Source organism: Sphingobium sp. LMA1-1-1.1 (genome assembly GCF_040676365.1).
Lineage (GTDB): Bacteria > Pseudomonadota > Alphaproteobacteria > Sphingomonadales > Sphingomonadaceae > Sphingobium.
Genome location: NZ_JBEGHS010000034.1, coordinates 254,386 through 269,585 on the forward strand (window position 1 = coordinate 254,386; position 15,200 = coordinate 269,585).

A 15,200-nucleotide genomic window follows, 5' to 3' on the forward strand; every position below is an offset into this window, starting at 1 on the left:
ACCAGGAACAGGACAACTCAAATGAGCGCAATTCCTACTGAGCCACCCCGCTCGGAGTTGATCGATACGCTGATCGACGCGCCCGAGCGGTATGTCGACACCTCCTACAACATGATCTTCTCAATCACCGATGAACAGCGCGAGCGGCTGTGGATCCAAGGAGCGCGCCGACGCTTTGCGGAGATGCGCCCCAAGATCGCAATGCTCGAGACCTTGGCGGTGCGACAAGGGGTCGACGCAATCGCGACACTCGATGACCTGGCCCCACTGCTATTCAAAGCCTCAACCTACAATTCATATCCACTATCTTGGCTCGAAAAAGGCGATTTTGGGCGGCTGACACGCTGGCTGGACAAGTTGACGGTTGTCGATCTGTCGCACGTTAACATGGCCGGTGTAGAACTTATCGAGGAATGGTTTGCAGCGCTCGCCAAGCAGACAGATCTAATCGTCTGCTATTCGACCACGACGTCCGGGAAGATGACATTTCTGCCTCGTACCGTCGCGGAATGGCAGCTGTACTGGCGCGGAGGCCAGTGGCGGCTGGAGCCGTTTGGCGAGGAGCGGGCTCACTATCGACCGTTGGTACCCGGCGTTGACAAGGTGCCGATCTTCTTCCCCGGGCCAAAAGGGGGCAACCGCCCCTTCAACATCAATCTCGCCATCTACGAAGATGTCTACGGCGAAGGCCTCGTCAAAGCGCCCAGCGCTTACATGGACGCCGATTTGATGTCGCTGGCCGGGCGCATACAGGAGGCGAGCAAGCGTGGCGAGGAAGGCATGCTCGCCATCAATCCGCGGCTCCTCGCCCGGAAGGATGAGATTGCGCAAATCAAGATCGATGGCCCAGCGCAATATGCTGCCTGGGTGGACACACTGATAAACGCCCATCGCGGGCAGCGCGTTTGGGTGCTGGGTACGATGGGGAGCGTACACGCACTTGCGCGGCAGCTCCTTGCTGAAGGCACCACCGGTGCTTTCACTCAGGACTCGCTGATCTCAGTGGGCAGCGGCTTCCCTGATGGGGTTGAGCCGGAGAATTGGCAGGAGGAGGTGTATTCCGCCTTCGGTATACCTGCGCGCAACATGAACATAGATTTCGGTATGGGAGAGATGATGAGCGTCGCTACCCGCTGTCCTCATCGCCACTACCACCTGCCGCCGACGACCATTCCCTACATCCTCGACGTCGATACCGACGAGGTTCGACCGCGCAGCGGCAGTCAAACCGGGCGGTTCGCCTTCTTTGATCTCTTGGCCAGTACTTACTGGGGCGGCTTTGTCTCTGGCGACCAGGTTACATTGAATTGGAACCCATGCGCCTGCGGGCGAACCGGCGCTTACCTTAGCAACGAAATCGGCAAGATTCCGGAGGATGGTGAGAAGATCGGCTGCGCCGGATCAGCGCAGGCCCATGATGACGCGACTGAATTCCTGCTGGAGAATTCTTGATGACGAAATCCTACTCAATCCCGATCTTCGCCAGAGGCGAGATCATTGATGATCCAGAGATGACTTACGCCGGACGGTTCGGCACAGAGTTCAGTGCGCCCGATGCCGCTAAATACTTTGATAAGCTGATCCTGCCGTCCCGCCACGCTCTAAGCGAGCTCTACGATCTGTCGATTGACGATATCGTCAACTTCCTCGTCGAACTGGGACATCGCCTGGATTTGGAAACCAACCCACATCTGAAGTGGGCGCTTGAACTCAACGAGGCATTTTCCGACATGCCGCCGTCCCTCTGCGCCGGCAGCTTTCGGGGAATAGCGGGAAAGAACGGCATGCTTTCTCGCGAGCGGATCGAAGCCGTGATCGACACGATCGGACGCGAGCATATCGATCAGTGGGCCACGACCACTCAGTATAATGGTCGGACGATCGGGGTGCGTGCGATCGGCGTGCCCACGGTTCACGTCATCGCCGGCAATGCGCCAGGAATTGCAACGATCACCTTCATTCGCAACGCTCTCATTCGCGGATATGCGCTTGTGAAGATCCCTTCAAACGAGTTGGGCGCCGCGATTGCCATCGGTCGAACGCTGATCGACATGGATCCCCATCATCCTCTTACAAAATCATGGAGCGCGGCTTACTGGCGAGGCGGTGACACCGGGTTTGAAGAAAAGATTTACCACCCGAAGAACTTCGACCGCGTCGTGGCTTGGGGTGGGAAGAAGTCGATCACTCACATCGCGCGCTACTTGCGGCCTGGGCTCGATCTTGTGATGTTCGATCCGAAAAATAGCCGAGCCTTCATAGGTCGCGAGGCGTTGGAAAGCGAAGACGCAATGCGCGAGGCGGCGATGCGGCTTGCCGCCGACGTCGGTTACAACAACCAGATTGGCTGCGCGAATGCGCGCATGGCATTTGTCGAGTGCGACGAGGATCCGACCAGTCGGGCACAGTTGCGCCGCTTCGGCCGGCTTGTGTTTGATTCGATCCAGCGGCTTCCAGCGCAGATCAGTACACCGGCTCCCCGCATCAGCAGCGAATTCGCGGCACAACTTGACTCGCTCACCATGCTCGACGAGGAGTTCGAGCTGATCGGCGGCGGACGGGACGGCGGCGTGATCCTTTCTCTGTGCGACGAACCGGTAGACTTCTTTGAGGATCTTGCGCACCGTACCGTCAATATCGTGCCGATCAAAAGCTTTGAGTCTGCATTGCGCCGAACTACGCGCGACGTCCAAACGGTTGGCATCTTCCCGGAGCATCTTCGGGAAAAGTTGCGCCTGCCGTTGGCGCTGCATGGTGTGCAACGGGTTACAGATCTCGGCTACATGCTCAACTATGACTCACTAACGGTCCCGCACGACGGTACTGAGGCTCTCCGACGAATGGCTACCTGGGTCGTGTCCGAAGATTGCAGCAACGTACCCGAATTGTGGCATGCGCTACTTCGTGAAAAGATTTCAGCGTGAAATAGCCTTGCCATCACTTTGATAAATTGCGCTCGAGGACCGAGCTCCCATGCTCTTCAGAGCATTGGAGGCGATTCACTGCAAAGCTGAGGACCCATAAAGAATATTAATCTGCGGGAGGGAGAACATGGCGAAAGTCATAAGTACGACGACAGTGTCATCCATTGCGATGTTGGCGACGGCCGGCAGTGTACAAGCTCAGCAAGCTCGGACTGTATTGAGGTGGTGCCGCCTTCTTGGACAGTTTGGCGGCTGAGTTAAGCTCATCCTGGTCGTGGTTATGCCGCCTGTTCGGGATTAGCTTAGCATCCTGTCCAGAAAACCGGCACCATCTCAGAGATCAGCATGGCGTTCTGAAGGCGGCTTGATCGCCTCTGCTCCGTGCGGAACTTGGTTGATGGAACCTAAGCTATTTACCAACGGCCTACCATCGAAACGCGACACTTGAAAAGCGACCGCATGACGGTGAGGGGCGGGGTAAGCGGGAGCGCTCCTTGCGACAAACAGCTCGCCAGTAGGCCACGTCGGCGGTAGGCTTCCGTAATGCCAGGCTTTCAAATTAGAAACTTTATTCGCACGCCGTTGAATGTGCTTGTAGAGGATCACGACCAGACGGGAGTGTCAGCATGTCACGTCGCGGCACCCCCCGATACTATCTGGCGTTACAGGGCTGTGATGCCGGAGAAGACTCATGTCATCAGCGTCTATTTCCAGCATAGCCTTCAACATCGCTTGGTCGTTGATGATACTGTGCTCATCGAGGGGCCGCTTCCAGATATTTTCATCTGTTTTTTACCGGCGGGCACTCGCGTTGAGGCAAATGTGACCAACGGATTCGACATTTTGCAAATGTTCATGCCTTCTTGGTGGATTGAGGGCCTGGCGCAGAAGATCCAGAGGCAACAAAGCGCCTTGGCTAATCTGAGGTGTGACCCATTCGTCTGCTCCGATCCAGGGCTCTTCTATCTTGCACGGGCCATATTGGAATCGATGCGTGGCTTCAACGAGGATCAGCGCCTCCTCGAGTTTCGCACGATGGCTGAAGCCTTTGCCACGCGCTTGGTTGCAGAACACATGCTGGTGCCAGGGGATCGCGGACGTAGTTCCGGCTTGAGCGAGGTCGATGTGAAGCGGGTTAGAAGATATGTTGAAGACCACCTGGATACTCCGCTGCGAGTGGAGCTGCTTGCCAATTTGACTGGACAGAGCCTCTTCCATTTCACCCGCGCGTTTAAACGCGCTACCGGCTTTCCGCCTTACCGCTATATACAGGACCGACGAATGCGCCGTGCTCTTGAGCTCTTACGCAACTCGAACCTCTCCATAGGAAGCGTAGCTGCTGCAGTTGGCTACGAGGATCCAAGCCATTTTGCGGGGGTTTTCCGTCGCACCTTCGGTTCGGAGCCGCGCCGCGTACGGCAATCTGATCAACTCTCGTCGCTGTCGAGACCTTCCGATCAGTCTTCTGACTAATGTGGTGGATTTGAAATACGCCTCATTATAGCGGCTAGGTAGGGAGCGTATTTCAAATCCAAAAAAATACACTAAAATCATATATTTACTAGTAACCCTGATGAATCTGAAGTTCGTTCAACACCTATCCAACAGTGTGACGAACTTCAGATTCGGGTCACTAGGCCGCAGAGACATCGACAGAATTCCTGGGGTCAGGACCGCAGCGCTGTCTGAACAGACGAGGATGTTGAGGCGCAACCGGTCCTACCCAGGGGATGGAGCAGGATGACATGGAGCGCGCAGATGAAAATGCTTGAAGGGCGTACTGCCCTCGTAACCGGCGCAGGTTCCGGAATTGGCCGCGCATCGGCCCGTCTCTTCGCCGAACGCGGCGCGCGCGTCGTTGTGGCGGATATCGATGCGCAAGGGGGGCATGTCACGGTCGAGGAGATCCGGCGTCAAGGGGGCGAAGCGCGCTTCATTGGGGCCGATGTGACGAGCGAGGCATCGGTTCGCGACATGATCGAATTTGTGATCGAGACCTATGGTCGGATCGACATGGCGCACAATCATGTGGGTCATGGCGGCCCGATCGGGAAGATCACCGACATATCGCTGGCTGAATTCGAGCGATGTCATGCTCTCAATACCGTCTCCTGCTTTCTCTGCATGAAATATGAAATACCCCATATGCTGGAGGCAGGCGGCGGCGCGATCGTGAATACCGGCTCGCTGGCCAGTCTGATCGGCACGCCGGCGATGAGCGCCTATGTCAGTGCCAAGCACGGTGTGGCCGGATTGACCAAAACGGCCGCTCTGGACTTTGCGACCAGCAACATCCGCGTCAACGCCATATGCCCCGGCGCTACCGATACGCCGATGATGCGCGGCGCGCTTGAGGAAGTGAGCAGGACAAATCCGGAAATGATCAAGCAATGGGTGGAGCCGATCGGGCGGTTCGGTACAGCAGAGGAGCAGGCCGAGGCGGCGGTATGGCTCTGTTCGCCCGCGGCCTCCTTTGTGACGGGTCACATTTTTCCTGTCGATGGCGGGCATATGGCGGGCAACCGGCCAAGCGACTGAACTTCAGGTCATGGGAAGGAAGGAATGTCGATGAACAAGCGCATGGACGGCAAAGTCGTAATAGTGGTCGGCGCGACCCGGGGCATAGGTGCTGCAACATCGCGTCGCCTCGCCCAGGAAGGCGCTGTCGTGATCCTGGGCGGGATAAGCGTCGAACGCGGTCAGGCCTTTGCAGAGGAGCTGAACGACAGCGGGGGCAGGGCCGAATTCCGATTGGCCGATCTTTCGAACGGCGACAGCCTGCTGGACCTGATGAACGGCGTCGCCCATGACCACGGCCGCATCGATGGTCTGTTCAACAATGGGGCCGATCTCCACCTGCTCGATCGTGACGGCGATGTTCTTAGCACCGATCCCGAGATTTTCGCGCGGTCGCTGACGACCAATCTGACAGGTTATTTTCTTTCATGTCGGGCGGCTATCCCTCATATGCTGAAGACCGGCGGTGGTGCCATCGTGCAAACCTCGTCGCTGGCGGCTTCACGCGGCGATTCGGCGATGGTGGGCTATTGCGCATCCAAGGCGGGCGTCGATGCGCTGACCAGGCATGTCGCCGTGCGGTTCGGCAAACAGAAGATCCGCTGCAACGCCATCCAGCCCGGCATGATAATGGTCGAAAATGCGGTGGCCATGGGGGATGCGCTGCCCCTCGAACTCATCCTGAAGCAGACGGCCGGGCCTCGCCTGGGAGAACCCGAAGACATTGCGAGCGCGGCGACCTTCCTGCTTTCGGATGACGCCGCTTTCATCAACGGCCAGATCATCCGCGTCGATGGTGGCATGAGCATCCCGCTGCTGAGCAATTCCATAGCGCAGTCTTGATTGGCCCTGCCGGGTGGTCCGGTTCGACAGTTGGCGCATTGTTGCCTCTGGCGCCGTGGCGGGCCGAAGGTGGAGCGAAGCGGAACCGGAGGGAGGCGATGGCGGCGTAGCCGTTTTCGGCGCCGAGGGGCGATAGCCCAGCGAGCTGTGCGGCCTGTCAGTTTTGTGATGCCGCCGCCATCAGCAGTACAAGCTGGCCGACATCGGCTTCACCGAGAACGGTATCGACCGCATCAGCGGCGACTGCGTGCGCGCCTACGACGTTCCGCTGGAGCGCTGAACCGGCAGCGCCCGGACAATGTCCGGGCGCTGCCGGTTCAGCCCGCCGGGTGCGGACCTCGGGAATAGGTCGCAAGGTCGCGGACCGTGTCGTAATCGATTCCGTCCGGCGGCACGAAGCGTTCGCGCAGGTTCACGAACGGGCGGCGATAGGACGGATCCTCGCGCGTCTGGCTGGGTACGCCGTTGGCTAGGCGATCCGGCGCCCACCGGAACGGGATCGGCGCCCCCGGAATGTTGCAGCAGCCGTCGATCGTCGCATAGCGGAAGGCGATCCGCCAACCTTCCGGCCGCCGCTCCACCCGGTCGAGATAGCGGCCAAACGCGATCGAATTGCTGCCGTCGAGCAGCGGGCCGGTGAAAATCCAGTAGGTTTCCGTAATCGCTGTGTCCGCGTCGATGAACTCGCAAGTCTGGTTGGTCGTATGATGCAGCGTGGTTTCGATGGACCGCTTGTGCGAATCCCAGATCCATTCGAAAAATTCCTCGCGGTTGCCGCAGAAGCCCAGATGGTCGTCGATCGCATCATCGGCATAGGCGGTGAACAGGATATCCTTGTCCAACCGGTCGTCCCCGCGCGCGAGGCGGATCGCCACGTCGCGCACTGCCATGCGGTCGTGCAGGTGCTGCACTTGGGCCTGCAGGGCTTCCACCGTCCTGCACAGTCGGTCGATCTTTTCCGCGTCGGTCATTTGCTGCCTCTCCACCATGCTTCCCGTCGCCCGGATCACATGACCGGCTTGGGCGCGTCGGGATCGATCAGCCGCATGACGCAATAGCGATGCGTGATCCGCCACCCGGCGGCGGTGCGGGTCAACCGGTCACGATAGACCCCGGTCATCGTCCGGGCATCGGCGAGCACGATCACGATCTTGGAATCGCAGCGGGCCCCGTCGGGCCCGTCGGGATCGACCACCAGGTTGGTCACGTGATGACCCCAGGGGTGCACTGATGCGCCCCAGGCGTCCTGCAACTCGCGCAGGCTATTCAGCCGCACGCCATACGGCTCCACTTCGAACACCGCCTCGGGAGTGAAGATCTCGCCAAGTCGATCCCACGGACCGCCGGCGGCGGAACATTCGTCCATGATGTGGCCGTAGCGGCCCATCAGGTTGTAGATGGCAATGAAATCCTCGGCCGCGATCTGACGCATCGGCTCATCCTCCGGAAACGTGCGGTTCCCATCCGGCTTCCGTGATGCGCGCTCCGCGCCCTGCCGCAATCGTCCGTGTGGCCTAGATGCCGTAATGGGCCGTCGCCTGAAGGGCAGCGCCCGAAAGCTTTAAGGCCCTCGCCAAACAACGCTATCGCTGGCGTTCGGCACGGTACAATGTCTTTGGGAGCCTTGCGCAACCCTGCGTACGCCCCGCCTGTCGGACCTCGAGGTGGCCGGATCGCTGCAGGCCTGGCTGTTCCAGATCGTCTTCGCCGCGATCTTGCGTCCATCGATCTGGTGCCGCTCAATCCGGTCGTCGACACCGTCCTGCGTGTCTCGCGTGCGAACGCACCGGACGGGTCGCCGTCTGAACAGGATGCTACTCGGCCGCATTCGCGGAAGTCGATCATAGGCCGCGCTCGGCTGCAGCACTTCCGGCGCGACGTCCCGAAAAGGCGTCGGCTATCGTCATGCCGCTGGCGTCCACGACGCCACCGGTCCGCTCGTCGACCTCCAGCCCGCCGAGCATGAAGACCTGCGTGAAGCTGTATTTGTTCACAGTCGAAATGTTCGCCGCATAAAAGGGGCCCTTGCGGATTGCCGACCGGTTCCCAGGCGACTTGCCGAAGGCATCGTTCACTGGTCGGCTTCGGCTATCGTGAAACTATTCAACACTGGCCCGAGGACCAGCTATACCTACGGGCTAGGCCAGTCGATCGATATGCCATGCCGATTGGCGTCCAGGAACATGACGATATCGGCTCGTTCCGGCATTTCAGCCAATATATGACGTGTCAGACGCTCGTAATGGCTGATGAACCGGCTGATATCCGCTGTGGTCATGATAGCGTCGCCTGGCGCGCCGCTCTGACGCAGTGCCTCTTCCTGTTCGAGCCGCCAGCCATGCACGACATCCCAGCCTGGTGCGGCGAGGAATATCAGGAAGTCGATGCGCGCGAACAGGGAGCGGTAAGGCCCGGCCAACATGTCGTTTACATATCGGCGCCATGTGCCGTCGCGATCCTCTTCCCGCTCCAGCGCATTGGCCGGTTCCGCTAGCGCCTCGCTTTCCTGCGGCAGCGCGCCGACGCACCATCCCTCGAACAGCATGATACGGGTGTTTGCGGCTGCCGTCGGCCATGACGTTTCCGGTGATCGATCGTCGATCGCCTTGTCGAAACGGGGCAACCGAACCGCGGCGCCGCGATCCAGCGACGCCATCACGGCCATTCCCAGGTCGATGTCATGGGTGCCCGGCACGCCGCGTGTGCGGAGCAATGGATGGACATCCCGGGCCAATGCCTCGCGCTCCGCCCGCGTGAGGTAGAGATCGTCGAGCGAGAGCGTGGCGACACGGTCCAGACGCTGCGCGAGGCGGGCCACCAGCGTCGACTTGCCACTTCCCTGCGCGCCGCAAATGCCCACGACCAGCGGACGGTCGGGGCTCTGCGCCGCCGCCGCCTCGATCGCGGCGATCAGCCGATCGTCAGGCGACACGGTTGGGCAGCGCCTTGCCTGACAGGAATGCGTCGATGTTGGCGATGGCCTGCATTCCCATCGCGTTGCGCGCCTCGATCGTCGCACTGCCGAGATGAGGCAGCAGGACGGAGCGCGAATGGGCGAGCAGTCCTGGATGCACCACCGGCTCCTCCGCATAGACATCCAGGGCGGCGGCACCGATCCAGCCCGCCTCCAGCGCCTCGACGAGCGCGGCCTCGTCGATCACCGGCCCACGCGCCGTGTTCACCAGGATCGCATGGGGTTGCATCGCGCGCAGGATCCCCCGGTCGATCATGTGACGCGTCGCCGCGCCGCCCGGCGTATGCAGCGACACCACATCTGCGCCTCGGACCAGATCGACCAGCGTGTCGACCGGCTCCGCGGCAAGCCGCGCCGTCACCGCCGGATCGACCGGGGAGCGATTGAAGTAGCGGATCGTCATGCCGAGCCCGCGCGCCTTCGCGGCCGTGGCTTGCGCGATGCGGCCGAAGCCAACGAGCGCGAGGACGCGGCCGTGCAGCCCGTTTCCGACCAGATGGGTGGGACGCCAGCCTGTCCACGCGCCGGCGCGAACCTCGCGTTCGCCCTCGCCCGCGCGGCGAGCCGCCATCAGCATCAGCAGGATGGCGAGTTCGGCCGTCGCCTCGGTCAGCGCATCGGGCGTGTTGGTGACCGCGATCCCGGCATCGCGCGCGGCGGCCAGGTCGATGTGGTCGACGCCGGCGCCGTAGCTGGCGATCAGCCGCACCCGGCGTCCCGGCACCGTCAGCAGTTCCGCATCGATGCGATCGGTGATCGTCGGGACGAGGATGTCGGCGTCCCGCATGGCGTCGGCCAGCTGCGACCGGTCGAGCGGCACGTCGTCCGGATTCAGCCGGGCACCAAGCCGCTCCGCGAGCACGCGTTCGACCTCCGTCGGCAGCCGGCGCATCACGCGGATGGAGGGATGCGCCGCTGTCATGCCCGAACCGCTTCGTCCCGCGCCGTCGGCACTGGCGCGTCGCTTCGCAACAGGCCCTCCGTCACCAGCGCCTGCCAGAAGCCTCCGGGTATCGGACGGCGATACAGGTCCAGCGTCTGCGCCAGCCGGCGCGGATCACCGATGCCGGGGAGGACGCTGACGACGCAGGGATGGGCAAGCGGGAATTGCAGCGCGGCGGCGGCCAGCGGCACCTGCCACGCGTCGGCAACGGCCTCGATCCGCCGGACGCGTGCAACGATCTCGTTCGGTGCCGGGCCATAGTCGTAATAGGGCGTACCGCCGGTGCGCGTCCCGGTCGCGAGAATACCGCTGTTGTACGGTGCGCCGGCGATCACCGACACGCCGTTCTTCGCGCACAGCGGAAACAGCGTGTCGAGCGGCGTCTGTTCGAGCAGCGTGTAGCGGTTGGCGAGCAGGAGGACGTCGATCGGCGCGGCGTGGATCGCGTCGATGCAGACCTCGACCTCGTTCACGCCCAGTCCGAACGCACCGATCGCCCCCTGGTCACGCAACGACTCCAGCGCGTCGAACCCGCCGCCCGTCGTCAGTTCGGCCCAGTGACGATCGTGCGCGTCGCCCTGCACCATCCGACCGATGTCATGGACGAACAGCATGTCGACCCGGTCGAGCCCGAGGCGGTGCAGGCTCGCCTCGAACGAGCGCAATATGCCTTCGCGGCTATAGTCGTACACGACCCGGAACGGCATTGGCGAGAGGAAGCCGTCGCGCGCTTCCTCCGCGGTCGCCGACGCATCGGGCGTCAGCAGCCGCCCGACCTTCGTCGACAGGATGATCGCGCGATCCGCTTCCCGCAGTGCATCACCGACGCGCCGCTCGCTCAGGCCCCGTCCGTAAAAGGGGGCGGTGTCGACGAAGCCGACCCCCGCCGCGATCGCCGCGTCGATCGCCGCCCGCCCGGTCGCATCGTCGATCCGCCGGTTGAGGTTGCCGAGCGACGCGGCGCCGAAGCCGATCTCGGTCAGCCGGATCTTTGTCTGCCCGAGCGGGCGGGTCGGAAGGGTCATCGCGCCGGTCCCGTTCAACCATTCGCCGCGGCGACGAAGTCCTGGCGCTGCTCGCCCAGGCCCTCGATGCCGAGTGTCACCACGTCGCCCGCCTTCAGATAGCAGGGCTCGGGCTTCTGGCCGAGCCCGACGCCCGGCGGTGTGCCGGTGGTGATGATGTCGCCGGGTTCCAGCGCCATGAACTGCGAACAATAAGCGACGATCTCGGCGATGGGGAATATCATCGTCGCGGTGCTGCCGGTCTGCATCCGCTTGCCGTTGACGTCGAGCCACATCGACAATGCCTGCGGGTCGCCAACCTCGTCGGCGGTGACCAGCCACGGGCCGATCGGCCCGAAGGTCGGGAAGCCCTTGCCCTTGTCCCAGGTGGCGCCGCGCTCGGTCTGCCATTCGCGTTCCGACACGTCGTTGACGACCAGATAGCCGGCGACATGATCCAGCGCCTTGTCGACCGGAACGTCGTGCGCCGGGGTGCCGATGACGATGCCCAGTTCGACCTCCCAATCGGTCTTCTTCGATCCGCGCGGGATCACGACCGGGTCGTTCGGGCCCTGGATGCAGTTCACCCATTTGTTGAACACGACCGGCTCTTCCGGGATCGGCAGGTTCGATTCAGCGGCGTGGTCGGCATAGTTCAGGCCGATCGCGATGAACTTGCGGGTGCCAGTGACCGGCGGACCGTAGCGGACCCCCGCATCGACCAGCGGCAGATCGTCTGCGGAGAGCGCGGCGAGGCGGCGCAGTCCCTCCACCGAGATCGCGGCAGGATCGATGTCGGCGACATGCCCGGACAGGTCGCGGATGCGGCCGGCGGTATCGATCATGCCCGGCTTTTCGTGACCGGTGGTGCCGAAGCGGCAGAGTTTCATGGCTATTCCTTTGTCGAAAAATTGTTGGAAACATTGGCGAGGATGCTGTGGTCGATTGCGGAAACGGCATTGACGCCGGTCAGCGTCATGGCGACCCGCATCTCGTGTGCGAGCATGGCGAGCATCCGCGCAACGCCCGCCTCGCCTTCGGCGGCGAGCGCCCACAGCCATGCCCGGCCGAGCAGCACGCCCTTCGCCCCCAGCGCCAGCAGGCGGACGGCATCAAGGCCGGAGCGGACACCGGAATCGGCGAGCACGGTCAACTGGTCGCCTACTGCGGCGGCGATACGCGGCAAAGCGGCGGCGGTCGACATCACGCCATCGAGTTGTCGTCCGCCATGGTTCGACACGACGATGCCGTCCGCGCCGTAATCGGCGGCGGCGCGGGCATCCTCCGGATCGAGGATGCCCTTGATGATGAGCGGCCCGTCCCATTCGGCGCGCAGCCAGTCGAGGTCGTTCCAGCGGATGCCGGGGTCGAAGTTCGCGCCCAGCCAGCCCATGTAATCGTTCAGGCCGCTGGCATTGCCCAGCACTGGCTCCAGATTGCCGAGCCGGTGCGGACGACCACGCAGTCCGACGTCCCATGCCCACCCTGGCTTGCCGATCGCCTGGGCGACGCGCTTCATTGCGGCGCCCGGCCCCGACATCCCCGAATGCGCGTCGCGATAACGGATGCCGGGTATGGGCATGTCGACGGTAAACACCAGCGCCTGCGCGCCCGCTTCTTTCGCCCGCGCCAGAAGTTCCCGCATGAAGCCGCGGTCGCGGATGACGTAGAGTTGGAACCACAACGGCCCGTCCGACGCCGCCCCGCGCAGTTCCTTCATGCTGCAAATGCCGACGGTCGACAGCGTGAAGGGCACGCCGTGCCGATGGGCTCCCCGCGCCGCCTGCGTTTCGCCGCGTCGGCGGAACATGCCGGCGATGCCGATCGGACCCAGTACCACCGGCAGCGGCTGCTCGCGACCGAACAGCGTCGTGCGCAGGTCGAGCGCGGCCACGTCCTGCAACACGCGCTGGCGCAGCACCGTGGCGTGCAGGTCGTCGACGTTGCGGCGGCAGGTGACCTCCGAAAAGGCGGCCCCATCGGCATAGTCGAACAGGAAACGCGGCAGCCGCCGCCGGGCGGCGGTGCGGAAGTCGTCGATGGAGGCGATGATCGTCATCGGGCGGCTCAGGCCATCGTCCAGCCGCCATCGATCGCCATCAGGCTCCCGGTGATATAGCTGCTTTCGTCGGAGGCGAGATAGAGGGCCAGTGCGGCAATCTCTTCAGCGGTGCCGATCCGCCCCATCGGCTGGCGCGCAATGAAGGCCGCGCGCGCAGCCTCGGCATCGCCGGTCGCCGCGAGCCGCTGGTCGAGCGACGGAGACTGCACGGTGCCAGGGCAGATCGCGTTGCAGCGGACGCCGTGCCGCACATAATCCACGGCCACCGATCTGGTCAGCCCGCCCAGCGCGCCCTTGGACACGCAATAGGCGAAGCGGTCAGGAACGCCGATCATCGCCCCCGCCACCGACGCGACGTTGACGATGGACCCGCCACCCGCGGCGATCATGCCGGGCAGGAAGGTGCGGATCATCCGCATCGCGGCATCGACGTTGAGGTCGAACGACAGGCGATAGCCCCGTTCCCCGGTGGAGAGCAGGTCGCCGGCATCGACATAGCCCGCGCAATTGACCAGCACGTCGATCGTCCCGACCTCCGTGCCCAAGGCGTCGACCGCCACGGCGTCGAGCAGGTCGACCACCTTCGTCCGGCACCCGGCCAGCGTCGCCAGCGCCTCCGCCTGCACGTCCAGTGCGATCACCTCCGCGCCTTCGCGCAGGAACAATTCCACCGTCGCGCGGCCAATCCCCTGCGCCGCCCCGGTCACGAGGGCGCGCTTGCCCGCCAGTCTGTTCATATCCTGTCCTCATTCGATAGATGATCACTCTGCCGGAAGACGCGATGCGCCACCGGCCAGGGTTCGCCATCGGCAAATGGCGCCCGTTGAAGCTCGGCCATGCAGGCCTGCCATGCGATGAGCTGGGGATGATCGCGCTCGATCCGCCGCAATCCCTCCGCGTCGAAATCCTCGGCCAGCGTCAGGATCATGACCAGGCGGTGGCCGGCCCGGAAGATCTCCATCTCGAGGATGCCATGACGATGCTGCGCCTCGACGACCGCAGCCAGCGTCCGGCCGACGCGGTGCGCATCGTCATAGGCCGCGATCGCCGCGGCATCGGTGGCGAGGTCCATGATGCGGACCACTCGGTGCGTTCCCATCGCTCAGCCCTTCATGCCGTAGAATGCGGCCGCCGCACCGCGAAACAGGCGATCCCGCGCCGGCCCGTGCAGGCCGGTGAGCCGGTCGGCATCCGCCACCCATTGCGCGAAATCGTCCCCCGACAGGCGCAACACCGGCCAGTCGCTGCCCCACATCAACCGATCGCCGAAGCATGCGAGCAGATGGTCGACATAGGGGCGCAGTTGGTCCGCCGGAGCGCCGGCCACCTGTTCGGTGCGCAGGCCCGACAGCTTGCACCATGCGCCGCGATCAGCGAGCACGGCGATCTGCGTCCGCCACGGATCGATCCTGTCTTGGGCGATGAAGGGCTTTGCCGCATGGTCGATCACGACCGGAAGATCCGGCCAGCGATCCATGAAACGCGCCAGCATCGGCAGATGCCGGGGCTGCACGAGCGCATCGAAGCGCAGGCCGTGCCGCAGCATCGCCGCGATGGCGGGCTCCAGCGCCGGGTCGAGCAGCCAGTCGGTGGCGGCGATGGACTGCAGCATCGGCCGCAACCCGCGCAGCCTGGGCGCGGTCGCGAGCGTGGCGATCCTGCCCGGTGCCTGCGGCGACGCGAGATCGACCCATCCGACGACGGCACCGACGACAGGGCTCGTCTCCGCCACGGCCAGCATCCAGTCGGTATCGGCGTCGGTCGGCTGCGACTGGACCAAGACGCTGGCAGCCAGCCGGACATCGCCCGTCGCGGCGATCAGGTCGTCCATCGCGAAATCACGATGAATCGACGGTTCCGCGACGGTCGGCCACCGGTGCCCGGGCGTGTCGAGCGCCCAGAGGTGATGGTGCGCGTCGATCACCTGCATGGT

The 15,200-nt window shown here is 63.3% G+C and carries 16 protein-coding genes and 1 pseudogene; 5 read left to right on the forward strand and 12 right to left on the reverse strand.

The features are described 5' to 3' along the window. The first annotated feature begins 21 nt into the window (after nt 1-21). The 5 genes from MRBLMA1_RS15270 (at nt 22) to MRBLMA1_RS15290 (ending at nt 6,284) form a co-directional block, all read left to right on the forward strand. Complete coding sequence (locus tag MRBLMA1_RS15270; protein ID WP_363737792.1) at nt 22-1,452, forward strand: hypothetical protein; 1,431 nt, start codon at nt 22-24, stop codon at nt 1,450-1,452. Continuing rightward, on the forward strand, nt 1,452-2,924 hold the full coding sequence (locus tag MRBLMA1_RS15275) for an acyl-CoA reductase (RefSeq protein WP_363737794.1): 1,473 nt from the start codon (nt 1,452-1,454) through the stop codon (nt 2,922-2,924). Before MRBLMA1_RS15270 ends, MRBLMA1_RS15275 begins: the two co-directional genes overlap by 1 nt. Before the next feature lie 543 nt (nt 2,925-3,467). Further along, a complete protein-coding gene (locus tag MRBLMA1_RS15280) occupies nt 3,468-4,397 on the forward strand; it encodes an AraC family transcriptional regulator (protein ID WP_363737796.1) in 930 nt (309 codons plus the stop codon). Between the two features lie 285 nt (nt 4,398-4,682). Further along, a complete protein-coding gene (locus MRBLMA1_RS15285; protein WP_363737797.1) occupies nt 4,683-5,462 on the forward strand; it encodes an SDR family NAD(P)-dependent oxidoreductase in 780 nt (259 codons plus the stop codon). Nucleotides 5,463-5,492: 30 nt separating this feature from the next. Next, nucleotides 5,493-6,284, forward strand: a complete 792-nt coding sequence (locus tag MRBLMA1_RS15290; RefSeq protein WP_363737799.1) for an SDR family NAD(P)-dependent oxidoreductase — start codon at nt 5,493-5,495, stop codon at nt 6,282-6,284. Nucleotides 6,285-6,320: 36 nt separating this feature from the next. Here the strand turns inward: MRBLMA1_RS15290 and MRBLMA1_RS15295 are convergent. The 12 genes and pseudogenes from MRBLMA1_RS15295 to MRBLMA1_RS15355 form a co-directional block, all read right to left on the reverse strand. Beyond that, a pseudogene (locus MRBLMA1_RS15295) lies at nt 6,321-6,464 on the reverse strand (IS3 family transposase); the annotation flags it as partial. Nucleotides 6,465-6,601: 137 nt separating this feature from the next. Further along, nucleotides 6,602-7,255, reverse strand: a complete 654-nt coding sequence (locus MRBLMA1_RS15300) for a nuclear transport factor 2 family protein (protein ID WP_363737801.1) — start codon at nt 7,253-7,255, stop codon at nt 6,602-6,604. Nucleotides 7,256-7,290: 35 nt separating this feature from the next. Further along, a complete protein-coding gene (locus MRBLMA1_RS15305) occupies nt 7,291-7,716 on the reverse strand; it encodes a nuclear transport factor 2 family protein (protein ID WP_363737803.1) in 426 nt (141 codons plus the stop codon). Between the two features lie 409 nt (nt 7,717-8,125). Next, nucleotides 8,126-8,359 carry a hypothetical protein gene (locus MRBLMA1_RS15315; protein ID WP_363737805.1) on the reverse strand — a complete coding sequence of 78 codons (234 nt, stop codon included), beginning with the start codon at nt 8,357-8,359 and terminating at the stop codon, nt 8,126-8,128. A 56-nt stretch (nt 8,360-8,415) separates the two neighbouring features. After that, on the reverse strand, nt 8,416-9,216 hold the full coding sequence (locus MRBLMA1_RS15320; protein WP_363737807.1) for a kinase: 801 nt from the start codon (nt 9,214-9,216) through the stop codon (nt 8,416-8,418). Next, nucleotides 9,206-10,180, reverse strand: a complete 975-nt coding sequence (locus MRBLMA1_RS15325; protein WP_363737809.1) for a 2-hydroxyacid dehydrogenase — start codon at nt 10,178-10,180, stop codon at nt 9,206-9,208. The genes MRBLMA1_RS15320 and MRBLMA1_RS15325 overlap by 11 nt, the downstream gene beginning before the upstream one ends. Continuing rightward, complete coding sequence (locus tag MRBLMA1_RS15330; protein WP_363737810.1) at nt 10,177-11,226, reverse strand: aldo/keto reductase; 1,050 nt, start codon at nt 11,224-11,226, stop codon at nt 10,177-10,179. The genes MRBLMA1_RS15325 and MRBLMA1_RS15330 overlap by 4 nt, the downstream gene beginning before the upstream one ends. Before the next feature lie 14 nt (nt 11,227-11,240). Continuing rightward, nucleotides 11,241-12,095: a fumarylacetoacetate hydrolase family protein gene (locus MRBLMA1_RS15335; protein ID WP_363737811.1), complete on the reverse strand. Its 855-nt coding sequence runs from the start codon at nt 12,093-12,095 to the stop codon at nt 11,241-11,243. A gap of 2 nt (nt 12,096-12,097) precedes the next feature. Further along, on the reverse strand, nt 12,098-13,264 hold the full coding sequence (gene lldD, locus MRBLMA1_RS15340) for an FMN-dependent L-lactate dehydrogenase LldD (RefSeq protein WP_363737813.1): 1,167 nt from the start codon (nt 13,262-13,264) through the stop codon (nt 12,098-12,100). An 8-nt stretch (nt 13,265-13,272) separates the two neighbouring features. Further along, nucleotides 13,273-14,004, reverse strand: a complete 732-nt coding sequence (locus MRBLMA1_RS15345; RefSeq protein ID WP_363737814.1) for an SDR family oxidoreductase — start codon at nt 14,002-14,004, stop codon at nt 13,273-13,275. Further along, on the reverse strand, nt 14,001-14,366 hold the full coding sequence (locus MRBLMA1_RS15350; protein WP_363737815.1) for an L-rhamnose mutarotase: 366 nt from the start codon (nt 14,364-14,366) through the stop codon (nt 14,001-14,003). Before MRBLMA1_RS15350 ends, MRBLMA1_RS15345 begins: the two co-directional genes overlap by 4 nt. Before the next feature lie 3 nt (nt 14,367-14,369). Then, entirely contained in the window at nt 14,370-15,197 is an 828-nt protein-coding gene (locus tag MRBLMA1_RS15355; RefSeq protein ID WP_363737817.1) for an amidohydrolase family protein, read from the reverse strand. Nucleotides 15,198-15,200 lie beyond the last annotated feature (3 nt).

What these genes read in the sequence shown, in the direction of transcription:
- MRBLMA1_RS15280 (WP_363737796.1), top strand. Translation starts at nt 3,468, where the DNA reads ATGCCAGGCTTTCAAATTAGAAACTTTATTCGCACGCCGTTGAATGTG.
- lldD (WP_363737813.1), bottom strand. Translation starts at nt 13,264, where the DNA reads ATGACGATCATCGCCTCCATCGACGACTTCCGCACCGCCGCCCGGCGG.
- MRBLMA1_RS15335 (WP_363737811.1), bottom strand. Translation starts at nt 12,095, where the DNA reads ATGAAACTCTGCCGCTTCGGCACCACCGGTCACGAAAAGCCGGGCATG.
- MRBLMA1_RS15270 (WP_363737792.1), top strand. Translation starts at nt 22, where the DNA reads ATGAGCGCAATTCCTACTGAGCCACCCCGCTCGGAGTTGATCGATACG.
- MRBLMA1_RS15350 (WP_363737815.1), bottom strand. Translation starts at nt 14,366, where the DNA reads ATGGGAACGCACCGAGTGGTCCGCATCATGGACCTCGCCACCGATGCC.
- MRBLMA1_RS15285 (WP_363737797.1), top strand. Translation starts at nt 4,683, where the DNA reads ATGAAAATGCTTGAAGGGCGTACTGCCCTCGTAACCGGCGCAGGTTCC.
- MRBLMA1_RS15275 (WP_363737794.1), top strand. Translation starts at nt 1,452, where the DNA reads ATGACGAAATCCTACTCAATCCCGATCTTCGCCAGAGGCGAGATCATT.
- MRBLMA1_RS15305 (WP_363737803.1), bottom strand. Translation starts at nt 7,716, where the DNA reads ATGCGTCAGATCGCGGCCGAGGATTTCATTGCCATCTACAACCTGATG.
- MRBLMA1_RS15325 (WP_363737809.1), bottom strand. Translation starts at nt 10,180, where the DNA reads ATGACAGCGGCGCATCCCTCCATCCGCGTGATGCGCCGGCTGCCGACG.
- MRBLMA1_RS15330 (WP_363737810.1), bottom strand. Translation starts at nt 11,226, where the DNA reads ATGACCCTTCCGACCCGCCCGCTCGGGCAGACAAAGATCCGGCTGACC.
- MRBLMA1_RS15345 (WP_363737814.1), bottom strand. Translation starts at nt 14,004, where the DNA reads ATGAACAGACTGGCGGGCAAGCGCGCCCTCGTGACCGGGGCGGCGCAG.
- MRBLMA1_RS15300 (WP_363737801.1), bottom strand. Translation starts at nt 7,255, where the DNA reads ATGACCGACGCGGAAAAGATCGACCGACTGTGCAGGACGGTGGAAGCC.
- MRBLMA1_RS15290 (WP_363737799.1), top strand. Translation starts at nt 5,493, where the DNA reads ATGAACAAGCGCATGGACGGCAAAGTCGTAATAGTGGTCGGCGCGACC.
- MRBLMA1_RS15355 (WP_363737817.1), bottom strand. Translation starts at nt 15,197, where the DNA reads ATGCAGGTGATCGACGCGCACCATCACCTCTGGGCGCTCGACACGCCC.